We start from the raw sequence: 24,649 nt of genomic DNA, 5'->3' as shown, positions 1-24,649 counted from the left end.
AAGGATTAATTCAATGAAAAAATTTTTAGAGAATAGTATACATCAAGCCATAAAAGCTTGTTTTTTCTTTTTAGGTAAACTACCTAAAAAGAAGTTATTTATTTTTGAAAGTTTTCATGGAAAACAGTATAGTGATAATCCACGTGCAATTTTTGAGTACATAAGAGATAACTGTCCTGAATATCAATGTATTTGGGCAGTCAAAAAAGGATATGAGATACCTTTTGTGGAAGAGAATGTTCCTTTCGTCAAACGATTAAGTTGGAGATGGCTATGGTTGATGCCAAGAGCTCAGTATTGGGTTTTTAACACACGGATGCCAGCCTGGATGTATAAGAATCAAACAACAATCTATATACAGACGTGGCATGGGACCCCTCTAAAGAAACTGGGGTTAGATATTGAAACAGTCAAAATGCCAGAGCATGAAACAGAGAGCTATAAACTAGAAGTCATTCAAGAAGCAAAGCGTTGGGATTATCTCATCTCACCTAATGCATACAGTACAAGAGTGTTTCGACAAGCCTTTCATTATGAAGGGGAAATATTAGAAATAGGTTATCCAAGAAATGATTTGTTAGTTTGTGAAAATAAGGACAAAATAGCTTTTTCTGTTCGCAATCAGCTAGGTCTTGCAGCTAACAAAAAAATTATTCTCTATGCGCCAACATGGCGCGATGATGAGTCTATCCGAAAAGGAGCCTATCGTTTTACCAATCATTTGCCAGTTGAACAACTTTTAGAAATTGATTCTTCTATTGTAATACTTACACGATTACATTATTTAATTGCAGAAAGTTTTGATATAAGTGCATTTGGTTCACGTGTAATCGATGTTTCTTCTTATCCAGATATCAATCAACTTTATTTAATCGCTGACTTATTAATTACAGATTATTCATCGGTTATGTTTGATTTTGCATTAACAAAAAAACCGATGCTATTTTTTATGTATGATAAGGAAAAGTATCAAAATAGTACAAGGGGATTCTATTTTGACCCAACAGCAATTTTGCCTGGGAAAATTGTGACAGATACGGATAGCCTAGTAACGTCTGTAAAAAACGTATTGTTTTCTAAAACGGAACAGGAACAACGTTTATATGTGCAGTTTTTTCGTGAATTTTGCCTTGAAAATCAGGATGCCACTAGACAGCTGATTTCAGAAATTTTAAAGAGATAAAAAGCCGGAGGGTGTAGGTTGGAAAAACAAAAAGAAGTCCAAAAAGAATATGAAGAGTATCAATATATGTTAGATACTGAAACGTGGAAAAAGGAGTTAAGTCAATTTAAGCTGTTTTCTTCAGAAAAAATATCAAAAAATCCTAAAGTCTCAATCATTATTGCTAATTACAATAATGCACCATATCTTAAAAAGATGATGGATTCTCTTGTTCAACAAACCATTGGGATCGAGCAATTGCAAGTGATGTTTATTGATGATTGTTCCACAGATCATTCGTTAAAAGTAATAGAGCCATATCTTGAAAGATATCCGAATATTGAAATTTATCAGCTACTTGAAAACACTGGAGGCGCTCACGGCCCAAGAAACGTAGGGATTGTAAATGCACGTGGTGAGTATAGTGTCTTCTTAGATGCAGATGATTGGTATGATTTAAATGCATTGAAATATTTATCAGATCTACTAGATGACTCTCACGATGATTTTGCTGTTTCTGGTCTAATACAGAGTACGGATGGCCACTTAATGTTAAAAAGTAAGCCATATTATGTGGATGGGTCATTTAAAAATCGGTCTATCCAAGAATTGCCAGCTGAATTTTATGGTTGGTTAGGACCGCAAGCTATCATGTTAAGAACTTCACTGATACACAATAATAATTTACACTTTGTTAATCAACGGGTGGCTGATGATGTGCTGTTCTTTTATGAAGCCATGCGATTTTCAAAAACCATTACACAAGGGGAAAGGTTAACGACTTATTTAAATCGAGATGCAGATAATGAAAGTTTAAGCAAATCAATTAATCGGACATTTATGCTTTCTTGGTTGCGTGCGTTAAGTTATATCAATCAACAGTTTCCAGATGATTTGTCTAAAGAACGGATGTTAGCACGCCGTTTAGAATGGCTAATTTATGACTTTTGTATTCGGAGGGATACTGGGTATCCATTTAGTAAAAAGCGATTACAAGACTTTAAAGTACAGATGGATCAGTATTTAGGTGAATTAAATTTTGATCCTAGTCCGTATTTTAGAAGTGATGTGCGCCAAATCATTTGGACATTTTTACAAACTAACGATATTGATGGTTTGTATTGGTTTATTCAATGTCAGTCCATTCGTTGGGTGTTAGTCAATCGCTTTGGTTATGTTTCAAAAACAGAGAGAAGTTATTATTATCCCAGATTATTGAAACGATTCCCAGCAGTTCGCATGAATGCTTATGCAGAAGCAACGCAACGTGAAGGCAATACGCTTTCTTTAAATGTGTATACACACCAAAAAATTACAGGATTTGAAATAAAAGAGCTGAAAAATCCTTTTGAAACAAGACAGAGGCTGGCGTTTAAAAAAATTAGTGAAACTAGTTATCAGGTAGAGTTGCCAGAAAAATTTTCAAATAAAGAAAGTAGATTTACGATAGTTTTTGATAATTATTTAGAAATTGGGGTTAAAGATTTTAGTAAGTTTTTTGCTTAAATTTTGTCCGTTTAAATCAGGATATTTTGAGTATACAACTATAAATGATAAGTGAGGGAAATTTGTTTTATGGAAAATGTGAAAGTGTCAGTCATTGTACCCGTCTATAACGTAGAAACCTATTTAGAAGAGGCATTAATGAGTTTGAAAAACCAAACATTGAAAGAAATTGAATTCTTAATTATTAATGATGGCTCTACTGATAATAGTCAAAAAATTATTGAAGAAATTGCACAAGATGATCCACGTTTTCGCGTTTTCAATGTTAAAAATGGGGGAATTGGAAAAGCCTTTAACTTGGGTGTTTCAGAAGCAAAAGGTGAGTATATTGCTGAATTTGAAAGTGACGATTATGTAGCATTGCATGCCTATGAGCGTTTATACAATACGGCTAAAAGTCATCATGCAGATGTTGTCCGTTGTAATTGGGTTGAATTTTCTTCTGAAGAAGAGGTTGAGCGAGATATATTATGGCAATATCCCGATAAATACAATCAATTGATTGACTTAAAAACGACAGATTTAATTGTACAAGTTTATCCTTGGAATGCTATTTATAAAAAAAGTATGATTGAGAAAGAAAACGTAACTTGGGATGAGGAAATTAAAAGTTATGGGGACACTGGTCTATTTTGGAAAATCAATTCAGCATCTCAGAATGTTATTTTTATTAAAGATTGTTTGTATTTTTATAGACAAGACAACCCGAATTCGACAGTAAATAATGTGGCAACAAAGGTTCCTTTCTTGTTTCAACAATTTAAACTAATTCGTTCAAATTTAATTGAACAAAATAAATTTGAACGCTACAAAGGTTATTTTTATAAGCAAATGTTCGAAAAATACTTTTGGGCGATTGAAAAATTAACCCATTTACGTGACGAGTCGGTTTATGAAGTGATTCAAGAAGTGGCAGTAGATTTTAAACAAGCTATAGAAATAGACCAGCTGAATGATATCGATTTTGAATATATCAAACAATTTTATCAAATTGCGAATGATCCAGTAGCTTATTATGAGGACTACTTGAAAAATCTGTATAAAGTTAGTGTTGTCATGCCGATTCACAATGCATCCAAATATTTAAGACAAACATTAGAAACTGTTTGTGAGCAGTCTTTACGTGAGATTGAAATCATTTTAGTAGAGAATGGCTCTACGGATAATACAATGGATATTATTAACGAATTTGCAGTAAAAGATCCGAGAATTATGGGGATTTCTATTGGTAAAAGTAATCCTGGACACGCAAGAAATGTGGGCATTTCGATGGCACGAGGCCGGTATTTACAATTTTTAGATGCAGATGATCATTTTGAAGTGAATTTATTACAAGACGCTTATTATCGTGCATATGATAGTGCAACAGATATTCTGTTATTTGGCATGAAAGAAAAGTTACCAAATGGAGAAGTGCACGTTGTTCACAATCCATTACTAACTAATGGCGGACGTATGTCTGGTGAAGAAATTTCATTGGATGAAGTAACCCCTTATTTATATGATAAATTATTTTTATTAGAATACATCAAAGAAAATAACTTGGTAAACTTAGAACAATTTGTTGGCGAGGATGCTTATTTCACTTATACAGCATTATTAGGTACCGAAAAAATTGTTGCACTAAACAAATATTTGCTGACTCGAATTGTTAGACAAGATGGTTTGATGTCTACGTACGGAATGAATTATCGTGATGAGTTCAATTTACATGACAAAATGTTGGAGTACTTAAAACAACATGCTCCAAATCGGATTGAAGCATATCGTTTAAAAATTATTAATACATTAAACTGGTTTATTTTTGATATGAATCGTGTTGATCAAGCATTTAAAGAACGTTTCTATCAAGAATTAAAAGAGAAATATATCCAACAATTAGGGCTAGACTTAGTGAAAAAAGAAAAATATTCTAATGACCCAGAACAAGTAGAACGTATCACTCGAATCCAAAATATTTTACAATACAATTTAGAAATATATCAAAATATTTATAAAGATTTTGGGATGAAAAAAACCTTCATTATCCCGAATGTTCATATTCAAGAGCGTGGAGGTAAAGTAATTTTTGGACAAGATAAAGCCCAGGGAAATGGGACGGCAATTGAAATGTTTTCAATTATTATTGCAGATAACGATACAAGCAATGCCAGCGGAGTAATTGATTTCGTTTATATGGGTGACAATACAAAAATAATTCATGATAGTTTATTAGTATCTTTATTAATAAAAAAAGAAGGTACTACTTTAAAATCGATTGTTTTACAAGCCGAGTGGGAAAAAGGCTATACCTTACTACAAGAAAATATGTATTATACTTTCGTAGACAATGTTTTTACAATTTGGGCGGGCTATACTCAAAAATATGCAGCATTTGATTACAATGTTCGAATTTTGACTTCTCGAGAAGGGGAAACACATTTTAGTGTCGTTCGACAAAACCAAGGCTATATCCAAGATACAATGACAAGTATTGGTAACGAATTAACACCTATCAATAAAATTGAAGGAAATGAACCTACAACAATTAAAAAAGCTGTATCAAAAAGTCTTAAAAAAGCAAAAGGGTTGTTAAAATAGAAAGATTTTAAAGGAGATTAAAAATGAACGATTTATGGAATTTTTTAGATAATCATCCTGAAGAGAAAGAATTGATAAAGGCAAAAGCATTACAAGGTTATACAGTTGATGGAATTTTAAATGATCAACTTAATTTTGTTGCTCTAGATACTCTGTCTATTGGTCTGGAAAAATTTGGAAATATTCATTATAGTATCCAAATCCCAGAATTTAATGAATTACTAAGTAAGAAGATGGTAGTACTTTTTGTTCCTGCGGATGGAGTGGGACACTCTGGCGCCAAAGAAAGATATTTTGGATTGAGACAATGGAATACCCTGTCTCAATCTGTTCGAAAAAATACCATCATTCTTAGAATAGCTGATGTTGGCTTTGTGTCAGGATCCTATTACACATTATTTGAGCAAGAAATTTTGGATTTAATTGAAGCAAAGAAAACAGAATTTGGACTGAAGCATCAAGATATAATCTTCTATGGAAACTCTAGAGGCGGAACGGGAGCGTTATTATTAGGTATTACAGGTAATTACAAAACAGTTAGTGTAGATCCAGTAATTGATCGAGAGCCTTGGGTAAACAGCGCGGATGGTAGAATAGATCGCCAGTTAATGTTTGATTTCGTAGAAATGGATTTTTCAAACCGAATAAAAGATAAGATGGAACAGTCAAACTATGAATTAGAAAACATTACGGTGATTGCTTCTGAAGCAAATAAAAAAATGTATGAGAAAATTTACCCCTTATCTAATGGTTTTACCTTGAAAAAATTAGAATTAATGATTGATTCTGAAAATACAATTGGTATACACGGCCTTACGATAATGGAGAGTATTCATTTACAATTAGCGTTAATAAATAATTATTTATTTGATTAAGTAACAGAGAAAGTAGGAGCGGAAAAATGAAAAAAGCAGCAATTATGGGCTGGTGGTATAACCAAAATTATGGATCAATCTTAACATACTATGCTCTAAACAAGTATGTACAGAATAAAGGGTACGAGACGGTTATGATTGATGGACCACTAGGTTATAAAAACAGAAGTAACTTTCGAGCATGGATGCCTTTAGCGTATAATTTTTTTAAGAAAAATAATATGCCCTATACTGAACAATTAACAAAAGAAACGTTACCGACATTGAACGATTTAGAAAATCTAGATACCTTTATTTTAGGCTCTGATCAAATGTGGAATCCGTGGAATGGTTGGGTAGACGACGATGATTTCTTAGATTTTGTTTATCCTCGTAATAAAACAATTGCTTATTCTGTTTCATTAGGAAAAGCAGATACAAGTAAATATGATCCCAAATGGGTTGCAAACCGCAAAAAAGATATTACACAGTTTAATCATGTTTCTATGAGAGAAGATTTTTCTGTACAAATTATGAAAGATATTTTTCAAGAAGAAGTTATTCAGGCTTTGGATCCAACCTATCTTGTTGAAAGAAGTGAATATGATTCTTTAGCTGATCAAGCTACGTTTAAACGACAAGAATCAGGAGATTATATGGCTGTCTTTTTCTTGGATATTAACAAGGAAAAAGTTCGTGTAGCACTAGCGATCGCAGAAAAATTGGGACTGAAATTAGTGGTCTTGCCTAATCCTTTAAAAGGACGTGAACTAGCGAAAAAAACGTTTCCTAATACAGTAGAATATGTTTCTGAAGATACACCAGAAAATTTCTTATCTGTTTATCGAGAAGCAAAATATATTATTACTGATTCATTTCATGGTACTGTTTTTGCGACTATTTTCCAAAAACCGTTTTCAATTTTTTATAATGAACAACGTGGAATTGACCGCTTTAATAGCTTGATGAACCTGTTTGAGCTTGGCGAAACTAGACGTGTCTATGAGCAAAACACAAAACAAGAAATTGAAGAAAATAAAAATATTAGTTTAGCACTTGACTATCAAAAGACCGCTGGAAAGATTGCTAGAGAAAAAGAGATTTCAGATAAGTGGTTAACCGATGCGTTGACAAGTAAATTTAGCCCAGATGAAGACGAAGTATATGATGAATTTAGACGATATATTATCAATAAACCTTTAGATTTTTATCGAGCTAAAACAACTGTTCCGATTTCCGCAGCAATTGTTTTATCGCCAAATGGTACGATAAAAAATTCCAATCCTAATGAAAGCTTTTGGAAGCTAACAGATAAAGAATTAATTTTTATGAATAATCATCGTGAAGTCACTACAAGATTTAATCGTGAAAAGTTTAAGGGAAAGGAAACGTTCAGTCCTTTTAGAATCGTCGGTAAATATGTGAAAGATGAAAAAATCGAACATGTTATGTATTTGCATCCGATACAAAAACCTAATCCTAAACCGAAACAAGGCACAGAAAAAAAAGCATTAGCAATTCCCGAGAATCTTTTAACAAGAAAACAATTAATTATGAAAATTGTGCAAAATGAGAGAATTCGTTCGTGGAAACAAGATCTTTTAGAAGAATTACCAGATTTAGAGTTATTTGTAGGTCGTGAATTAAAAGAATATGCTTCGAATTTTGTTGGTGGTCCAGCAGACCTTTTAATTTTTCCAAAAACGATAGAAGAAGTTGCTTTAATTGTAAAATATGCTAAAAATAATCAGATTCCTTTAACTGTTATCGGTAAAGGTTCAAATATTTTAGTCCGTGATGGTGGTATCCGTGGGATTACTTTAAATATGACTGCCTTGAATTATCGTAAAATTACGGGGAATGTTTTAACAGTTTCGGCAGGTGCAAGTTTAATTGAAACATCTTATTATCTACTAGAACACTTGAAATGCGGTTTAGAATGGGCAGATAATATTCCAGGAACCATTGGTGGCGCAGTTTATATGAATGCTGGGACAGTTAAGGATATTAATAGTATGTTTCTTGAAGCTACGATTGTAGATGAAAATGGAGAAATTAAAGTTTTAAATAAAGAAGATGTTCAATTTAGTCATCGCTATAGTTCATTTATGGATCATCCTGAGTGGATTATTCTAGAAACTAAATTACAGATTTCAGAAGGTAATTTAGAAAATATGGTAAATGACATGGTAGGAACTGTCGAAATTAGAGAAAGGATGCACCCACTAACACATCCAAATCATGGGTCAACTTTTACTTGGGGACGGGCGCCTCGATTAATTCAACAAGCTGGCTTAGTGGGTACTAGAATTGGCGGAGTAAAAGTATCTGAAAAACATCCAGGTTTCTTTATCAATGTTGAACAAGCCTCTGCTCAAGACTATGAAGCATTAATTTATTTAATTATTGCAAAAGTTTATGAATTTTCTGGATTTTTATTAAAACCAGAAGTGAGAATTTTAGGTGCAAATATGTGGGAAGCAAGTTTAACTTTTAAATAAACAGAGGAGTGTGTGACATGAAGAAAATAATCACGATAATTGTGTCTTTAGCAATTGGTATCGGTTGTGGTTTTTGGTCAGGATATTACATCAGTAAAAAATATTCAGAAAACCAAGAGACAACTATTTCCAAAAGTACTAACTCAGAACAACCTTTGATTGCAAATGGAGAGTATCAAGTAACAGCTAATTGGGATTGGAAAACATTAGTTGTTAAAGATAATGTGTGGACACTGGATGGCAAACGTATTTATGATGTTTCCACTACAAATGATAATATTGTGATTTTAAAAGGAAAAAATTTGAAATCACTTGTAGTTTATAAAATAGAAAAAGATAACGAAAAAATCAACTTATATTCTTACACAAAAGAAGGCGTTGGGAAAAAAGTATTGGCTACTCTAGTGAAAAAATAAATAATGCATTTGGTGTTTGAAATAAATTGAAAGTAACTTTGTTAGGAGAAGTTAGTAAATGAAATACAATACGAAAAATTATGACTATTTAATTGTTGGTTCGGGACCTTTTGGGGCAACGTTTGCTTGTGAAGCAGCTAAACGAGGAAAAAAAGTATTAGTGATTGAGAAACGTGCTCATATTGGTGGCAATATGTATACACATAAAGAAAACGGGATTAATGTCCATGACTATGGTGCCCATATTTTTCATACTGACAATAAAGAAGTATGGTCTTATGTCAATCAATTGACGGAATTCAATGGCTACATCAATCAAGTAGTTGCTAATTACAAAGGGGAGCTCTACAACCTACCATTCAATATGAACACGTTCTACCAAATGTGGGGGGTAAAAACACCAGCTGAAGCACATGCAAAAATTTCAGAGCAGCGGGAGGCAGCTGGAATTAAAGGCGCTCCAAAAAATTTAGAAGAACAAGCGATTCGTTTGATAGGAACGGATATCTATGAAAAATTAATTAAAGGCTATACAGAAAAACAGTGGGGACGTAAGGCTACGGAATTACCAAGTTTTATTATTCGCCGTTTGCCAACTCGTTTTACTTTTGATAATAATTACTTTAACCATCGCTATCAAGGCGTACCTGTCGACGGTTACACAGCTATGTTTGATAAATTGTTAGAGAGTGAATTAATTGATATTCAATTGAATAAAGACTTTTTGGCAGAGAAAGAAACTTACTTATCAGAGTTTCCAAAAATTGTTTATACAGGGATGATTGATGCATTCTTTGATTATTCTTATGGTGAATTAGAATATCGTTCAGTACGTTTTGAAAATGAAACAGTAGATTCAAACAATGCACAAGGCAATGCCGTAATTAATTATACAGATGCGGAAACCCCCTATACACGGATAATGGAATGGCGACATTTTGATCAACAGGCCGATGAAAACAAAACAATTTTGACGAAAGAATACCCACAAGATTGGGATCGTTCAAAAGAAGCGTATTATCCTGTTAATGATGAGAAAAATTCGCTTTTGTTTAGAAAATACAAAGAAAAAGCAAACGCTCAAGAAAAAGTTATTTTTGGTGGACGTTTAGCCAATTACCAATACTATGATATGGACCAAGTTTTCGGAGCAGCTTTGAAAGCAGTCGCTAAAGAATTTGGTGAAATGGCCAACTAGTGAACGGTTAGACTCGGAGGAACAAATGGAAAAAGAACTGAAAGTTAGAACAAAATTACTTACCAAAGAATACAGTTTAGCGCAAACACGTATTGACAAATTGAAGACACTTTTTAGTATTTTTCAAAACAAAGTTCCCACATTTTGGGCGTTAAAAGGTGTTAGCCTCGACGTATATTCTGGAGAAACAATTGGTATTATTGGTTTAAATGGTTCAGGCAAATCCACTTTATCAAATATTATTTCAGGCATCACCCCTCAAACGTCAGGAGAACTTGAAATAAATGGTGAAGTTTCAATTATTTCGATTGGTGCAGGACTAAATAATAATTTAACAGGACGAGAAAATATTCGAATGAAATGTTTAATGTTGGGGGAAAAGAATAAAGAAATTGATGCCAAAATCGATGATATTATTGAATTCTCAGAATTAGGCGTTTTTATCGACCAGCCTGTTAAAACTTATTCTAGCGGTATGCGTGCTAAGCTTGGTTTTTCAATTGCGGTTCATCAAAATCCAGATATTTTAGTGATCGATGAAGCGTTATCTGTAGGAGATCAAACCTTCTATAATAAAGGCTTAAAAAAAATGCTTGCATTTAAAGAGCAAGGCAAAACTATCTTTTTTGTCTCTCATTCTATTCAACAAGTAGAGCAAATTTGTGATCGTGTCGCTTGGATGCATTATGGTGACCTACGTGCATTTGGTGAAACTAAGCATATTTTAAAGGAATATCGTGCTTTCTTGCACCGTTATAATCATTTCACTGAACCGCAAAAAGAATCGTATCAGAGAGATGGCAAGGCCAAACAGAGAAATTTTTCTTTGGAACAACTTCAAGAAACAATTCTTGAAAAAGCCAATCAACAAGTAGGCAGTCGCCGGACGACTAAAGAAGTCATAAAATTTACTACTAAAAATAAAATTGGAGATAAAATGACTCTTGGTACGAAGAGCTTGTTAATTTTGCTACTTTGTATGATTTTTTATGTAAGTCTTACCTTTGTAAAAGGTATTTCATTAACAACAGCTTTCATTCATCCAGCGGAAACAATTCAACGTATATTTGTTCCCGAGAAAGTAGCAGGGAAGGATACAAACGCTGTGAAAACAACTAAAGCTAAACCAGCTTCAACAAAAGAATCTAGCCAGCAGGAAGAAGTTCAGTCTAGCTCAACGAACGCATCAGAAAATAATAATGGTGAACAAGCTGTGTCAACGTATACTGTGGAAGTTGGAGATTCAGTCAGTTTGATTGCTGAAAATCACGGACTCACTATAGAACAACTTCAAACTTTGAACCCAGAAATCATTGAGGTACCTATTTATCCTGGACAAGTGTTGAAATTGAAAGAGGTGACTGAATAATGCGCGAGGTAAAATTAATTTTAGCTGAACAGTTTTCATACTTAGGCGTTGCACAACGAATTGCTAAATACAGTAATAAAGCATTATATCAAAGCCACATCTTAGGAAATTTATGGCAAATTTTAAGTCCTTTAATTCAGTTAGGTGTCTATTATTTTGCTTTTGGGATTGCCCTTGGTGGTGCTCGAACCGTAAAAGGAGGAGTATCCTATATTGCTTGGTTGATGGTAGGATTAAGTACATGGATTTTTTTAAGTACAGTAACAAAACAAGCTTCTAGTTCTGTTTATATGCAAGTTGGCATGGTCTCTAGAATGAAGTTTCCAATAAGTATATTGCCAATGGTTAAAATATTTTCTGAGTTACCAAGTTATTTTGCATTCACTACGTTAACAGCGATTGTGTCAATCTCGACAGGTGAAAAGATTTCTATTTATTGGATTCAGCTACCTTACTATATTGTAGCGATGATTATCTTTTTATATAGTTTTAGTCTAATTAATTCAACGATTGCTGCATTAATTAGGGATTATCAAATTTTCTTGAATTCTATTATCCAAGTATTAATGTATATGTCAGGGGTCTTTTGGGATTTGAGTACAAAGAATTTACCGTCTTGGTTATCAAAAATTCTTATGTTGAATCCTTACGCATATATTATTAATGGATTTCGAGATACATTTTTCTATAAAAGATGGTTTTTTGAAGATAAGCCCCAGCTTGTTGTTTTTTGGCTAACAACATTAGTAATATTTATCGTAGGAGCTCATTTACATGTTAAGTTCAGAAGTAAATTTGTTGATTATATGTAACATGTGAAGAAGTAAAACCACCGTATACTGACAAGAATACGGTGGTTTTACTCTTTAATTGACAATAGCCTTCTCTTTAAAGAGAAGGCTATCTAACGAATCAATATTATTATTTTAAAGTTGGATCAGACTATTTCTAGTATTCAAGTATTTTTCATTTAAGCGATGTATTCCCTGCCTCTAATACATCCTTGTATCTCTCTAGACACGCCAGTTTTGAATAAAATCATCAAAACAATTGAATGGTTCGTTTAAAAATATTTTTCGTGTTCTAATTATTATAACATAAAACTCGTCAACTGACCACTAGCTGACGAGTTCATAATTTTTCCAGATAAATAGACAGCCGTTTTCCGCCGACTGTCTAAGATTAAGATAGATTTGTAAAGAAGTGAATAAATGCTTCCTACTATCTCTTTATAACATGAGGAAAAGAAAACTGCAAAAGATAGCTGTGTTTTTTGAAAAAAAGATCAGCTGGTTTCCGCCAGCTGATCATCCGTTGAAAAGAGATATAAAGAAGTGAATAAAGCTTGCTTTACCTCTATTTTATACCATGTTTTGATTCAAATAACTATTCAGTATTAGTTATACTTAAATAATAAATATGTATACGGATGTATTGTTTTGAGGTATAGTCATAGAGAAAAGAGGGAACGGTTATGAAAAAATTTTGTTTAAGTTATAGCTCTGGTAAAGATTGTTTATTGGCGATGGATCGATTGGTACAAGCAGGAAATCAGCCAGTTGCGTTAGTGACAACATTAAGTGATGAAATTAATCGTTCTTGGTTTCACGGCATACCAATCTCCGTCTTAGAAGCAGCAGCCGAAGCGTTAGATTTACCACTTGTTATATCACATAACAATGAAACAAATTACACAGAAAAAGTGGTTGAGGCACTGCAGGAAACCCAAAAATTAGGTGCAGAAACGGTTTGTTTTGGCGATATAGATATTGAACAAAATGGTGCTTGGGATCGCCAAGTTGCATTAAGTGCTGGGCTTGAGCCACAATTACCTCTTTGGCAGGAGAATCGCGAAGCACTTGTGAAAGAATTCTTGGCAAAAGGGTACACAGCAATTATCAAAACGGTCAGCAAAGAGGCAGGCATTCCAATAAAATTTTTAGGAGAACCGTTAGATGAAACATTTATCACGTACCTTAAAGAGCATCAATTAGATATTTGCGGAGAAAACGGGGAGTACCATACGTTGGTAATTGACGGCCCGCTATTTAAAAAGAGGCTCAATTATTATACTTCAGGAATTTATGAAAGTCCTTATGCTTATTCTTTGATTATTGATGCTTAAATGAAAGTAAAAGGACACAAGCTGCCACTTTTTCTAGGGATATGCTATAATTGACTTAAGAAAAGTAGAGAAAGTGAGTGGTTAATTATGGAAGAAACTGTCTTTTTTAATTTAGGAAATGCCCTTGCTTCAAAAAGAGATCAAAAAGAATTAATTAAAGAAGCCCAAATTGCGAAAGATACTCGAAAGATTCCAGGAAAACTGATTATCGTTGAAGATGAAGAAAATGGTACCCATATTTTATTTGAATTAGCTGATCAAACAGAACCGTCTGCTGAAACAAAAGAATTCAAAGTGAAAAAAGTGATTGATTAATAAAAAAGCAACTAATTTTGAGCCGACCCCCAAAAGTTAGACCTAGAAATCTAACTTTTGGAGGTTTTTTTGTATGGCAAAATACAGTTTTGAATTTAAACTTAAACTTGTTCATGACTACTTATCTGGTCAAGGAGGTCTAAGGTTTCTCGCAAAGAAGTATGGGTTTAAAGATAGTTCTCAAATAAGCAAATGGATAAATGCCTATAAAGAACTTGGTGAAGAAGGCCTACTTCGCAGTCGAAAAAATAAGAATTACTCTGTTCAATTTAAGCTAGATGCGATAGAGTTATATTTAACAACAGAGTTGTCCTATCAAGAAGTAGCTAATCTTCTAAAAATGAACAATCCATCATTGATTGCGAATTGGCTTAGAGCGTATCAGAAGTTTGGTATAGAGGGACTCTCTAAACAGAAAGGACGTCCACCTACCATGTCTAAAAAGAAACGAAATGAACCCCAACCACTACCAAGTGAACGATCTCAAGTAGAGAAACTAGAAAAAGAAAATAGAATGTTAAAAATTGAGAATGCCTATTTAAAAGAATTGAGGAGACTGCGTTTAGAGGACGAACAAAAAATGAACGAATCGCACGAATCATTCACAGTCTCCGAAGACACTTTCGATTAAAAGATATTTTGGAAACCCTAAGGTTTCCAAAATCTACTTACATGTACTGGCAAAAACGCCTCGACAGAACAGCTTCAACACAAATCATTGAAGAAGAGATTCAAGCGATTCGTAAAAAACATCAACATTATGGCTATAGAAGGATAACCCAAGAATTGAAACGACGTGGATTTCAAGTGAATAAAAAGAAAGTCCAGCGATTAATACAAAAGTTAAAGTTACAAGTCAAAGCTTTTACTAAGAAATCCAGAAAATATAATTCCTATAAAGGAATCGTTGGTAAAATCGCTAAAAATTTGATTCGTCGCCGATTTAAAACCTCTGTTCCTCATCAAAAAATTACAACTGATACAACTGAATTTAAGTACTTTGAAGCAGATAACGCAGGCATCTTTCGTCAGAAAAAACTATACTTAGATCCATTTATGGATATGTATAATAGTGAAATTCTAAGCTATAGCCTTTCTACTCAACCAAATGGTAAAACAATTATGGAAGGTCTGAAAGAAGCAATTTCTCAAACAAATGATTGTCCCTATCGGCGCACCTTTCACTCTGATCAAGGCTGGGCTTATCAAATGAATGTCTATATACAAACATTAAAGGACAACAATATCTTTCAAAGTATGTCTCGAAAAGGAACCTGTTTAGATAATTCTCCTATGGAGAATTTCTTCAGTATCCTAAAACAAGAAGTGTACTATGGAAAAATCTATCAAAGTCAAAATGAATTGATAGAAGCAATTGAGAACTACATTTATTATTACAATCATCACCGAATCAAGGAAAAACTTAACTGGAAAAGCCCAGTAGAATTTCGACAATTCAATCAAAAAACTGCATAAAAAATAGAGTGGAAAAATCCACTCTATAAAAAGTCTAACTTTTTGGGGTCGCTACATTTTTCTAAATTCGTTGCTTTTTTATATTTTTTTACACAAATGATACAAAAAGAATATCAAAATCAAATAAATGATTAGTATACTTGAAGAAACAAATAGGAAGCAAAGTAAACGTTTTGAGGTGTTCTTTCATGGAAAATCGAGGAATTTTATTTGATAAAGATGGTACGTGTATTCGTTTTGATACTCTTTGGCAAGCAGGTTTGCAAGCTTGTTTTGAAACACTAAGTATGTTAGCCCCTCATCATTCAGCAGAAATAAAAAAGACATTAGCTATTCAGGAGCAACGTTTTTTGCAAAAACATTTACTTGATGAAGTACTTTATCAGGAACTTTATCAGGAATTGGCGCAATTTGAGGAATTAGTCGAACAGGGAATCAGCAGTCGATGGCTGGAGCAATTTTTTTATGATTATTTACGAAAAAATCTGAAAAAGATTGAACCAATTGGTGATTTAAAACAGTTATTTCTTGAGCTAAAACGGAAGAACTATAAAATTGGATTAGCAACTTCAGATACTTTGCCAGCGACTATGTTGATTATGGAATATCTTGGTTTAACAGAAATGTTTGATTTTATTGCGACAGGAGATCGTTACTTACCGAAACCAGATGCGGACATGCTCCAAGCCTTTTGTCAGTCATGTCAATTGAAGTCGACAGAAGTAATTATGGTGGGGGATTCGCTCGTGGATGTTTTCATGGGAACTTGTCATGGCAAAGCAGGAATTGGTGTTTTAACAGGCAACTGCCAGTCAACTGATTTTGAAAAGTTTGAAGTAGCCTATTTCCGTGATATCCATGAAATACCTTATCAAGAATTATTGGAAAATACCAAGAAGAAAAAAATCTATTATTTTTGATATATGTATTGTGAAAAACGTTTCTTTTATTCGAGTATCTAAGCAAGCATACTAGTGTATTTCAATAAAATACCATGATGTTCATAGGTTTTATAATTTCAGCTCACAGATTTTTGTTCAATAAGAAAAAAATTACAACTAAAATAGAAAACGAGCGTGGGACAAAAATCACTTTGGATTTTTGTCCCACGCTCAAAAACTGATAAACGGCGGGAACAGAAGCAACACTTTCGGAAATAAGCCGAAAGTGACTTTCTCACACAAGTGTTCGGGATATCTTAATCCTTACCTACGTGGTGCTCGGAGTTAAACACTTCTGTCCTGACTTCGTTGTTAATATTTTACAATGACAAGTTTTTCTTATTTTAATCCTGAACTTGATTTAGAAATTGCATTTCCATTAGAAAAAGAAACCGTAACAGTAGCACCTAAATCACCATCTAAGTTTTTCATCCAGATTAAAGTATCATTTTTTTCACCATTGATATTTGTAGAAGTAATCCCTGTTGGATCCCCTAAATCTTTTCTAGCTTGTTCTTCAGAATATGAACCATCAGTAGCAATGTTATTTACTTGGTCTGCAGTAACTTTATCATGTTTTGCAACCTTCAAGCCACTTACAGATTTGCTCGCTGCTTTGCCATCAGAGAATGAAACAGTAATAGATGCAAGAAGATCACCACCCTTGACATTTGTCCAAGATAGAGTAGTGGTAGAGATGCCTTGGATATCTGTTGTAGAAGAAGAGGCTGGTTCACCTAAAATTGCTTTTACTTCATCTTCTGTAGAACCGCCTTCGCTGCTGTTCATAATATCACCGACATTAATTTTATCGTAAGTTGCTTTTAAATCAGAGTTATCTTTCGATTTATCTTCTGATTTCTTTTCAGAGCTTTCTTTTTTTGTATCATTTTTTGAACTATTCGTAGCTTTTGAAGAAGAGGCTTCTGTTTTCACTTCTTTGGTATCATTGCTTGCTTTTTTATCCTCTTTGCCAAGACCACTACCAGCAATCCCCAGTACAATAACTACTACAACCCAAAACCAAATTTTCTTATAAAATGGTTTTTTTACTTTTCCTTCATTTGAATCATTTTTTTTCATTTTCACTTTCCCTCCCATAGTTTAGTTAATGATTTGTAGCGCTTACTAAATAGTTGAAAACAATCCCCAATTAAATAACTTTGGACTACAAATCACTTAGTTTAAATGAAAATAAGTATACCGCCATGTGTAAAAATAACACACCACAGTATACTTATTTTATCATTATTTCATAAAAATAACACCATTATTTTTATGAAATAATTAAAAAAGATAAAAAATCTAAAAACTTCGACCGCCGCCACCGAATGTGCCGCCGCCAGTTGAGTGGGTGGTGCTGCCACCACCGCCCATTCCGCCACTGCCGCCATTGTTTTTAGGAATACGACGAGTAGTGATAAAAGAATTGGTTAACTGATCTGTGCGGGAGGTTAAGTTTAAAGTTGTTTTTTCCCTAAAGGGATATTGATAACTTGAAAATTTTAATTGATATTTAGAAATATTGATGCCTAAGAAGACCAAACTGAGTATCAGCGCAGCAGCAAAAGCAATTACCATTTCCAACGGGGTGATGACTTTATAACGGGTAATTTTACCTGTTTCGCTATCCACACGATAGTGCCCCCCAGGAACCCCTTTATCAACAAATGCTTGAGTTTCCTGAACAAAGGTTTGAGCAGCCGCGAAATAATTTCCTTGACTCATATTATCCCATATTTTATCTAAGGTATCATCAATTCGCGCATCTGTCATATAATCAATCATGTTTCCAGAAGTAGAGATGTAGATTTTCCGTAAGTCCATATCAATGAGAAAAAGAATCGCATTTTGGTCCTTGCCAACTTTATTTAAAAGATAATGATCTGCATATTCTTGTTCATCGCCATAGGTATTATTATTTGTGGTCACAATAAAGACAGAGGCTTTTGTTTTTTCTTCTAAAGGTTGTATCTCTTGCTTTAGTTGGTTGATTTGATCAGGTGTCAGTAATTGTGCACCATCATCAATTGAATTTTCAGCCGCCGAAACGGGTAGGGCAAGGCCAAAGGCAAGAAGTATTAGGAAAAAAATAGGTAAAAGTCGTTTTTTCATAGGAAATAACCTCCTAATAAAAAGAGTGCTAAGAGTCCAGCGAAAATGCCTAACGTTGCTAGTCCTAAACGAGTGTAACTAATTGGAAGTACACCGCTTACTTTACCTGTTTGTCCATTCATGGCATAATAATAAACTTTTTTTGATTGTTCCTGACTGCGATAGGTGACTAACCAAATTGGCAAAAGCATATAGTGATTATTTTCTTGGTTTAGAGAAATATCCGTGCGAACATTTGTCAACGTAGTATAACCAGAAGCAGAGTCCCGTAACAATGATTCCGAATAATCTTGTAATTCTTGTTGGACGTGTTTTTTGATTGCTTCATATTCAATATCGCGTTTTTCTGCTTGAAAACCTGCTAGGTATTGGCTTTTGAAAGGCACTGCTTGATCAATTAAAAATGGTTGAACGCCTTCCACCATTTTTTGTTGGACGTTTTTTGACAAGGCATTTTTAACTAATTCTTTAAACGATAATTTTCCTGAACGTCCCACATTGAAACGTTTTGTTTCGGTGTATTCAATATCACCTACGCGCCAAATGCGAATACTTGTGCCAGTAGCTTGCAGTTGTCCGTCGACTTCTGCATCAACGACCCAATAGGGGAAGTAAACCCCAGTTAATTTATCGATTTGATTTTTGCTGAAAAAATCTCGAGGAATGAACCATTTTTTCTTGGTCCAAGCGAGAAATTTTTCAATCGCTTCGTCTTTTTCAATTGTAAAGGGTAAGACGTTTTCTGGTAAAAATTCGCCACTTAATCGACCAGCCAAGACAACTGGATTATGGCAATAATAACAGTATGTGGCTGCCGTTGTTGCATCGGTGACAATTTGAGCGCCACAGCTTGGACAATTAAAAATTTCCATTGTGCCTGCATCTGCAGCTGCTTCATTCTCAGTGGTCTCTGTTTGTTGCGTAGCGGAGGATTCTTCTTCCGCCGTGAAAGTCAAATTTTCCTCGGCAGTCGTTGTTGAGGGATTCTCTAAATGCGCCTCATGTTGCTGTTGCTCATAACGAGTCACTTCTTCTTCCGTGTAAATATTTAAACAATATTCACAATGAAATTTTTGATCTTTGGGATTAAATAAGAGCGGGCCGCCACAGTTGGGGCATTTATGGGTAAATGTTGTTTCCATTGCAACCGTCCTTTCTAATAGAGTGAGTAAATAACAGGAATCTGATTCAAAGAAAAAGGGTAGACTTGTGCCTGACCCTTTTCTTTAATTGTTCACTACTTGCTTATAAAGGAACCCCTTGGAATGGTTTACCACAATGTGGACAGAACTTAGGAATACCATTACTTAAGTCAACAATTTCGCTACATTCACTACATTTCATTTCTAATTTTGGTTTTTCGTTTGTTGGTTTTGGTGTACCACAGTTTGAACAAAACTTCCCAGTGTTTTCAGTCCCACATTGTGGGCAAGTCCAAGTGTCTGTAGCCCCTTGTGCATTTTGCTGGTTTTGTTTTTCTTGCATTTGTTGTTGGTTTGTTTGAGATGCTTGCGCAAAGTAGTTGCCATTCGCATTCATGCCCATACCAACGCCCATAAAGCCGCTCATTGCGCCACCTTCATTTTTACCAGCAGCCTCCATACCACGAGCCAAGGAACCTTGAACATAGCCTTCGCGAACACCTGGATCGCTGAGCATAGCTCCTTCATTTCGCATGTTGATTAATTTAGTTGAATCATCTGTATAAGAAATGCTCGCAACTGCTACAGAAACAATTTCCATGCCGCGATTGGTGCGCCAATCCTCGTCAAGCGCAGTTTGCATATATTTGCTTAATTCAACACTTTTTGAGGGAACGTAAGAAATACGTTGCCCATCAGCAGACATTTGATTGATTGCTGCTTGCAATGCTGTAATGAACTCTGCCAAATATTGTTCATTAATATCATTAATATCTACTTGCGTTTGGTTTTTAGGAATCGCATTAGTATAAAATAGCAAAGGATCTGTAATTTTAATTGAGTAATTTCCGTGTGCACGTAAGAAAAGTTCGGCATTATAAAAATTATCAAAATAGTTTAATGGCGCAGGTGTTCCAAATTTAATGCCTTTAATTTCTTGCAAATTAATATAAAAAACTTGTTGTTTTTGTGGAGTTACGCCACCAAATTTGAAACGACTGAAGGTCTCTGCAATCGCATCTTTTAAAGAACCGTTAAACATTGAAGGCGCAGAATCATTTTTGACTGTATAATAGCCTTCTTCAGCAGTGTAATCGATGATTTTGCCACCATCGACAAGAAGCATCATCATGTTGGGATAGACATGTACAACAGATCCATCTGTTAAAACATCGTCCGTTCCTTTACGATTAGAACCACGTTTATCATCTTTACGTACAAAAATACCTTTTGTCATGACGGTTGTGTCCCCCATATTATCAGGTTCAATAACCTCTAGCCATTGATCGGCCAAGCCACCGCCAACTGAACTTGTTGCTGCTTTAATAAGTCCCATGTTCATTCCTCCTAATAAAAAACTAATTGTTACAGCTAGTATACCACACAATGAATGCAGAGAAATCCAACGAAAGCCTGATGAAATGGAAAAAATTGATCAAACTTTATTAAGAAATTAAAAAAAGTATAGGTGAAACACAAGCATTTTAAAAAAAGTTACGTATAATAGAAGAAAAGACATATTATATAGTTAGGGGATTATTGAATGGAACGAAGCAATCGTAATAAAAAATCTTCAAAAAAACCACTTATTCTTGGTGTTTCTGCCTTGGTTCTAATCGCTGCTGCCGGTGGCGGGTATTATGCTTATAGTCAATGGCAAGCCAAACAAGAATTAGCCGAAGCGAAGAAAACAGCTACTACATTTTTAAACGTATTGTCAAAACAGGAATTTGATAAGTTACCGTCCGTTGTTCAAGAAGCTAGCTTAAAGAAAAATGGCTATGATACTAAATCTGTTGTTGAAAAATACCAAGCAATTTATTCAGGGATTCAAGCAGAAGGAGTCAAAGCTAGTGATGTTCAAGTCAAAAAGGCGAAAGACAATCAATACACATTTACCTATAAATTATCGATGAGCACTCCTTTAGGCGAAATGAAAGATTTGTCTTATCAATCAAGTATCGCCAAGAAAGGCGATACCTACCAAATCGCTTGGAAGCCGTCTTTAATTTTTCCAGATATGTCAGGAAATGATAAAATTTCGATTCAAGTAGATAATGCCAAACGTGGAGAAATTGTCGATCGTAATGGTAGTGGGCTAGCAATTAACAAAGTGTTTGACGAAGTGGGCGTAGTACCTGGCAAACTCGGTTCTGGCGCAGAAAAAACAGCCAATATCAAAGCTTTTAGTGATAAGTTCGGCGTTTCTGTTGATGAAATCAATCAAAAGTTAAGCCAAGGATGGGTCCAAGCAGACTCCTTTGTACCAATCACAGTTGCTTCTGAACCAGTGACAGAATTACCAACAGGGGCTGCGACAAAAGGCACAGAGTCACGTTATTATCCGCTGGGGGAAGCAGCTGCGCAATTAATCGGGTATACGGGCACCATTACTGCAGAAGATATTGAAAAAAATCCAGAGTTAAGTAGTACGGGCGTAATTGGTAAAACTGGCTTAGAACGAGCGTTTGATAAAGAATTAAGAGGGCAAGATGGTGGCTCACTAGTTATTTTAGATGACAAAGAGAATGTCAAAAAAGCTTTACAAACCAAAGAGAAAAAAGATGGTCAAACGATTAAATTAACGATTGACAGTGGCGTACAACAACAAGCCTTCGCTATATTTGACAAACGCCCTGGTAGTGCGGTCATTACCGATCCTCAAAAAGGCGATTTATTAGCAACGGTTAGTTCACCTTCGTATGATCCTAATAAAATGGCCAATGGCATTTCTCAAAAAGAATATGATGCTTACAATAACAACAAAGATTTACCATTCACAGCACGTTTTGCGACAGGTTATGCACCAGGCTCTACCTTTAAAACAATTACCGGTGCCATTGGTTTAGATGCAGGGACATTGAAGCCAGATGAAGAGCTAGAAATTAATGGCTTGAAATGGCAAAAAGATAAATCTTGGGGCGGCTATTTTGCGACACGTGTAAAAGAAGCAAGTCCAGTCAATCTGCGTACCGCTTTAGTTAATTCAGATAATATTTATTTTGCCCAACAAACATTACGGATGGGAGAAGACAAATTTAGAGCGGGTCTTAATAAATTCATTTTCGGTGAGGAACTAGATTTACCAATTGCCATGACGCCTGCTCAAATTTCAAATGAAGATAAATTTAATTCTGAAATTCTTTTAGCAGATACGGGCTATGGTCAAGGTCAATTGTTAATTTCGCCAATCCAGCAAGCTACCATGTATAGTGTTTTCCAAAATAATGGAACACTAGTCTATCCAAAACTAGTTTTAGACAAAGAAACGAAGAAAAAAGACAATGTAATCAGCGCCAACGCAGCGAATACAATTGCCACAGATCTTTTAGGTAGTGTGGAAGATCCTTCAGGTTATGTTTATAATATGTACAATCCGAACTTCTCATTGGCTGCTAAAACAGGAACAGCTGAAATAAAAGATAAACAAGATACAGATGGCAAAGAAAACAGTTTCCTTCTAACGTTAGATCGTAGTAACAATAAATTCTTAACAATGATTATGGTTGAAAATTCAGGAGAAAATGGTTCTGCAACAGATATCAGTAAACCATTAATTGATTACTTAGAAGCAACCATTAAATAAAAAGAGAAAATGAACGAAACGAGGTTTCTGTAAAAAGAAACCTCGTTTTCCCTTTTTAGAAAAAGGAAAGTGTGCTACAATGAAGCGACTAAATTGTAGAAGGAAAGGGATTCGTGTGCGAATTTTAGCAATAGATACATCTAACCAAACATTGAGTATTGCTGTGTGTGAAAATCAAAAAATTCTGGGAAGTTATACAGCAACGGTTAAAAGAAATCATAGCTTAACATTAATGCCGGCAATTGACTATTTGATGAGCCAATTGAACTTGGCGCCAACGGCAATTGATCGTTTTGTCGTAGCAGAAGGACCTGGATCATACACTGGCTTACGTTTAGGCGTGACGACTGCCAAAACATTGGCCTATACTTTAAAGAAAGAGCTAGTAGGCATTTCCAGTCTACAAACGTTAGCTGCCAATTGTGTTGGACAAACCGGTTTAATTGTGCCTCTTTTTGATGCGCGTCGTAAAAACGTCTATGCTGGTGCTTATCGGTTTATCAATGGCGTGTGGCAAAATGAGTTACCGGACCAACATATTTCACTGCGGGAGTTATTAGAACAACTAAAAAATGAACCAAATCTTTTTTTTGTTGGTGAAGATGTTGAAAAATTCACTGAAGAAATAGCTCAAATCATTCCTCATGGGGAAATTTGTGATGTCCCGCAATGGCAAATTCCTAATGCCGCAGTTTTGGCTGCGTTAGGCAGTGTGGCTGAACCTGTTGAAAATGTTCATGGGTTCTTACCTGCGTATTTGAAAAAAGTAGAAGCGGAAGAAAATTGGTTGAAGACACACACGCCTAATGGAGAAAGCTATGTGGAAAAACTTTAATTTTGTGACAAAATACTTTACAAAAAGACGGCAACGGTATATAACTAAAACCATTGCAATGAACCAGCAAGAATTTCAATTGCGTGAAATCACCTACCAAGATATTAAGGATTTACTAGCAATTGAACGTGAAGTTTACGCTGGGGAACTTCCTTGGACGATGTCTGCTTTCATGGCAGAACTTGGCTCAAAAGCGCCGCATCTCTATTTGTTAGCGGCAATTAACGGAAAAACAGTTGGCTTTATTGGCTGTCGGATTCAAGGAACGGATGCACACATTACGAATGTCGCTGTCCATACAGCATACCAAGGCTTAGGTTTAGGTCGTTCTTTAATAGAAGAAACGCGAATTTTTGCCAAGAAAAATCGTTGTGAAACCTTATCGCTAGAAGTACGAATGAGTAATGTTAAAGCCCAACGTTTGTATCGAAAAATTGGCTTTGTCTCACAAACGGTGAAAAAAGGCTATTATGACGAAAATAATGAAGACGCATTAGAAATGATAATTGATTTAAAAGAAGAGTGAAG

General features: G+C 34.8%; 19 protein-coding genes and 1 pseudogene. 16 read left to right on the top strand and 4 right to left on the bottom strand.

Annotation, left to right across the window (positions count from 1 at the left end; all coding sequences use genetic code 11):
• Positions 1 to 13: 13 nt before the first annotated feature.
• The 13 genes and pseudogenes from IGJ90_RS10240 (at position 14) to IGJ90_RS10180 (ending at position 16,422) form a co-directional block, all read left to right on the top strand.
• Positions 14 to 1,183: a CDP-glycerol glycerophosphotransferase family protein gene (locus IGJ90_RS10240; protein ID WP_002367103.1), complete on the top strand. Its 1,170-nt coding sequence runs from the start codon at positions 14 to 16 to the stop codon at positions 1,181 to 1,183.
• An 18-nt stretch (positions 1,184 to 1,201) separates the two neighbouring features.
• Positions 1,202 to 2,668: a glycosyltransferase family A protein gene (locus tag IGJ90_RS10235; RefSeq protein ID WP_002367102.1), complete on the top strand. Its 1,467-nt coding sequence runs from the start codon at positions 1,202 to 1,204 to the stop codon at positions 2,666 to 2,668.
• Positions 2,669 to 2,737: 69 nt separating this feature from the next.
• Positions 2,738 to 5,248: a glycosyltransferase family 2 protein gene (locus IGJ90_RS10230; protein ID WP_025186666.1), complete on the top strand. Its 2,511-nt coding sequence runs from the start codon at positions 2,738 to 2,740 to the stop codon at positions 5,246 to 5,248.
• A gap of 23 nt (positions 5,249 to 5,271) precedes the next feature.
• Positions 5,272 to 6,123, top strand: coding sequence for a casular polysaccharide biosynthesis protein CpsF (cpsF, locus tag IGJ90_RS10225; protein ID WP_002367100.1), 852 nt, complete (start codon positions 5,272 to 5,274; stop codon positions 6,121 to 6,123).
• A gap of 26 nt (positions 6,124 to 6,149) precedes the next feature.
• The gene (gene murB / locus IGJ90_RS10220; RefSeq protein ID WP_025186665.1) at positions 6,150 to 8,603 is read left to right on the top strand and encodes a UDP-N-acetylmuramate dehydrogenase; all 2,454 of its coding nucleotides are present in this window, start codon (positions 6,150 to 6,152) and stop codon (positions 8,601 to 8,603) included.
• Positions 8,604 to 8,620: 17 nt separating this feature from the next.
• Positions 8,621 to 9,019, top strand: coding sequence for a lipoprotein CpsH (cpsH, locus tag IGJ90_RS10215; RefSeq protein WP_002382696.1), 399 nt, complete (start codon positions 8,621 to 8,623; stop codon positions 9,017 to 9,019).
• 58 nt (positions 9,020 to 9,077) lie between these two features.
• Complete coding sequence (glf, locus tag IGJ90_RS10210) at positions 9,078 to 10,217, top strand: UDP-galactopyranose mutase (RefSeq protein WP_002367098.1); 1,140 nt, start codon at positions 9,078 to 9,080, stop codon at positions 10,215 to 10,217.
• Entirely contained in the window at positions 10,201 to 11,586 is a 1,386-nt protein-coding gene (locus IGJ90_RS10205) for an ATP-binding cassette domain-containing protein (protein ID WP_002391973.1), read from the top strand. Before glf ends, IGJ90_RS10205 begins: the two co-directional genes overlap by 17 nt.
• Complete coding sequence (locus IGJ90_RS10200) at positions 11,586 to 12,398, top strand: ABC transporter permease (RefSeq protein WP_002367095.1); 813 nt, start codon at positions 11,586 to 11,588, stop codon at positions 12,396 to 12,398. Before IGJ90_RS10205 ends, IGJ90_RS10200 begins: the two co-directional genes overlap by 1 nt.
• 662 nt (positions 12,399 to 13,060) lie before the next feature.
• Complete coding sequence (locus IGJ90_RS10195) at positions 13,061 to 13,711, top strand: diphthine--ammonia ligase (RefSeq protein WP_002367094.1); 651 nt, start codon at positions 13,061 to 13,063, stop codon at positions 13,709 to 13,711.
• A gap of 87 nt (positions 13,712 to 13,798) precedes the next feature.
• Entirely contained in the window at positions 13,799 to 14,026 is a 228-nt protein-coding gene (locus IGJ90_RS10190; protein ID WP_002362220.1) for a hypothetical protein, read from the top strand.
• A gap of 73 nt (positions 14,027 to 14,099) precedes the next feature.
• Positions 14,100 to 15,502: pseudogene (locus IGJ90_RS10185) on the top strand (IS3 family transposase).
• Positions 15,503 to 15,690: 188 nt separating this feature from the next.
• Complete coding sequence (locus IGJ90_RS10180; protein WP_002367092.1) at positions 15,691 to 16,422, top strand: HAD family hydrolase; 732 nt, start codon at positions 15,691 to 15,693, stop codon at positions 16,420 to 16,422.
• Positions 16,423 to 16,782: 360 nt separating this feature from the next.
• On the opposite strand, the gene IGJ90_RS10175 is transcribed toward IGJ90_RS10180, so the two are convergent.
• From IGJ90_RS10175 to IGJ90_RS10160, 4 genes are all read right to left on the bottom strand, one after another.
• Positions 16,783 to 17,526, bottom strand: a complete 744-nt coding sequence (locus tag IGJ90_RS10175) for a DUF3862 domain-containing protein (RefSeq protein WP_002367089.1) — start codon at positions 17,524 to 17,526, stop codon at positions 16,783 to 16,785.
• Positions 17,527 to 17,748: 222 nt separating this feature from the next.
• Positions 17,749 to 18,558, bottom strand: coding sequence for a TPM domain-containing protein (locus tag IGJ90_RS10170; RefSeq protein ID WP_104659727.1), 810 nt, complete (start codon positions 18,556 to 18,558; stop codon positions 17,749 to 17,751).
• A complete protein-coding gene (locus IGJ90_RS10165) occupies positions 18,555 to 19,700 on the bottom strand; it encodes a hypothetical protein (protein ID WP_002356655.1) in 1,146 nt (381 codons plus the stop codon). The genes IGJ90_RS10170 and IGJ90_RS10165 overlap by 4 nt, the downstream gene beginning before the upstream one ends.
• Before the next feature lie 103 nt (positions 19,701 to 19,803).
• Complete coding sequence (locus tag IGJ90_RS10160; RefSeq protein ID WP_002367085.1) at positions 19,804 to 21,036, bottom strand: SPFH domain-containing protein; 1,233 nt, start codon at positions 21,034 to 21,036, stop codon at positions 19,804 to 19,806.
• Between the two features lie 207 nt (positions 21,037 to 21,243).
• On the opposite strand from IGJ90_RS10160, the gene pbp4 reads away from it, so the two are divergent.
• From pbp4 to rimI, 3 genes are all read left to right on the top strand, one after another.
• Complete coding sequence (gene pbp4, locus IGJ90_RS10155) at positions 21,244 to 23,286, top strand: penicillin-binding protein PBP4(5) (protein WP_002367084.1); 2,043 nt, start codon at positions 21,244 to 21,246, stop codon at positions 23,284 to 23,286.
• Positions 23,287 to 23,401: 115 nt separating this feature from the next.
• On the top strand, positions 23,402 to 24,121 hold the full coding sequence (gene tsaB / locus IGJ90_RS10150) for a tRNA (adenosine(37)-N6)-threonylcarbamoyltransferase complex dimerization subunit type 1 TsaB (protein WP_002367083.1): 720 nt from the start codon (positions 23,402 to 23,404) through the stop codon (positions 24,119 to 24,121).
• Entirely contained in the window at positions 24,093 to 24,647 is a 555-nt protein-coding gene (gene rimI / locus IGJ90_RS10145; protein ID WP_002387121.1) for a ribosomal protein S18-alanine N-acetyltransferase, read from the top strand. Before tsaB ends, rimI begins: the two co-directional genes overlap by 29 nt.
• Positions 24,648 to 24,649 lie beyond the last annotated feature (2 nt).

The sequence above is a fragment of the Enterococcus sp. AZ129 genome (genome assembly GCF_051714505.1).
Lineage (GTDB): Bacteria > Bacillota > Bacilli > Lactobacillales > Enterococcaceae > Enterococcus > Enterococcus faecalis.
The sequence above is the reverse complement of the archived record's forward strand: the minus strand, read 5'-3'. Positions and strand labels throughout refer to the sequence as shown.

What these genes read in the sequence shown, in the direction of transcription:
- murB (WP_025186665.1), top strand. Translation starts at nt 6,150, where the DNA reads ATGAAAAAAGCAGCAATTATGGGCTGGTGGTATAACCAAAATTATGGA.
- IGJ90_RS10175 (WP_002367089.1), bottom strand. Translation starts at nt 17,526, where the DNA reads ATGAAAAAAAATGATTCAAATGAAGGAAAAGTAAAAAAACCATTTTAT.
- IGJ90_RS10190 (WP_002362220.1), top strand. Translation starts at nt 13,799, where the DNA reads ATGGAAGAAACTGTCTTTTTTAATTTAGGAAATGCCCTTGCTTCAAAA.
- rimI (WP_002387121.1), top strand. Translation starts at nt 24,093, where the DNA reads ATGGAGAAAGCTATGTGGAAAAACTTTAATTTTGTGACAAAATACTTT.
- IGJ90_RS10230 (WP_025186666.1), top strand. Translation starts at nt 2,738, where the DNA reads ATGGAAAATGTGAAAGTGTCAGTCATTGTACCCGTCTATAACGTAGAA.
- IGJ90_RS10180 (WP_002367092.1), top strand. Translation starts at nt 15,691, where the DNA reads ATGGAAAATCGAGGAATTTTATTTGATAAAGATGGTACGTGTATTCGT.
- IGJ90_RS10240 (WP_002367103.1), top strand. Translation starts at nt 14, where the DNA reads ATGAAAAAATTTTTAGAGAATAGTATACATCAAGCCATAAAAGCTTGT.
- cpsF (WP_002367100.1), top strand. Translation starts at nt 5,272, where the DNA reads ATGAACGATTTATGGAATTTTTTAGATAATCATCCTGAAGAGAAAGAA.
- IGJ90_RS10170 (WP_104659727.1), bottom strand. Translation starts at nt 18,558, where the DNA reads ATGAAAAAACGACTTTTACCTATTTTTTTCCTAATACTTCTTGCCTTT.
- IGJ90_RS10160 (WP_002367085.1), bottom strand. Translation starts at nt 21,036, where the DNA reads ATGGGACTTATTAAAGCAGCAACAAGTTCAGTTGGCGGTGGCTTGGCC.
- pbp4 (WP_002367084.1), top strand. Translation starts at nt 21,244, where the DNA reads ATGGAACGAAGCAATCGTAATAAAAAATCTTCAAAAAAACCACTTATT.
- cpsH (WP_002382696.1), top strand. Translation starts at nt 8,621, where the DNA reads ATGAAGAAAATAATCACGATAATTGTGTCTTTAGCAATTGGTATCGGT.
- IGJ90_RS10200 (WP_002367095.1), top strand. Translation starts at nt 11,586, where the DNA reads ATGCGCGAGGTAAAATTAATTTTAGCTGAACAGTTTTCATACTTAGGC.
- glf (WP_002367098.1), top strand. Translation starts at nt 9,078, where the DNA reads ATGAAATACAATACGAAAAATTATGACTATTTAATTGTTGGTTCGGGA.
- IGJ90_RS10165 (WP_002356655.1), bottom strand. Translation starts at nt 19,700, where the DNA reads ATGGAAACAACATTTACCCATAAATGCCCCAACTGTGGCGGCCCGCTC.
- IGJ90_RS10195 (WP_002367094.1), top strand. Translation starts at nt 13,061, where the DNA reads ATGAAAAAATTTTGTTTAAGTTATAGCTCTGGTAAAGATTGTTTATTG.